The sequence below is a fragment of the Paenibacillus sp. S29 genome (assembly GCF_049319765.1).
Lineage (GTDB): Bacteria > Bacillota > Bacilli > Paenibacillales > Paenibacillaceae > Paenibacillus > Paenibacillus polymyxa_B.
Genome location: NZ_JBMOUI010000084.1, coordinates 1 through 365, shown reverse-complemented (window position 1 = coordinate 365; position 365 = coordinate 1). Strand labels below are relative to the sequence as shown.

3 tRNA genes and 1 rRNA gene are annotated in these 365 nt (G+C 54.5%); all 4 read right to left on the bottom strand.

From position 1 onward, the window contains the following. Position 1 precedes the first annotated feature (1 nt). Positions 2–74, bottom strand: a tRNA-Asn gene (locus ACL9RM_RS26595). Between the two features lie 4 nt (positions 75–78). After that, positions 79–154, bottom strand: a tRNA-Ala gene (locus tag ACL9RM_RS26590). Positions 155–176: 22 nt separating this feature from the next. Further along, positions 177–253: transfer RNA gene (locus ACL9RM_RS26585), tRNA-Ile, on the bottom strand. 36 nt (positions 254–289) lie between these two features. Further along, positions 290–365 (bottom strand): 5S ribosomal RNA (gene rrf, locus ACL9RM_RS26580); the annotation flags it as partial.

Here is a 365-nt window from a genome sequence, read left to right as displayed (position 1 = left end):
GCTCCCCGAACAGGACTCGAACCTGTGACAACTCGATTAACAGTCGAGTGCTCTACCAACTGAGCTATCAGGGAATAATGGTGGAGCCAAGCGGGATCGAACCGCTGACCTCCTGCGTGCAAGGCAGGCGCTCTCCCAGCTGAGCTATGGCCCCAATCTTTTTGTTATTCTAGAAGTGGTGGGCCTTAGTGGACTCGAACCACCGACCTCACCCTTATCAGGGGTGCGCTCTAACCAGCTGAGCTAAAGGCCCTAACATGCAAAACTTCATTATCCTTTAAAGGATATCGCTTGGCGACGTCCTACTCTCCCAGGACCCTGCGGTCCAAGTACCATCGGCGCTGGAGGGCTTAACGGTCGTGTTC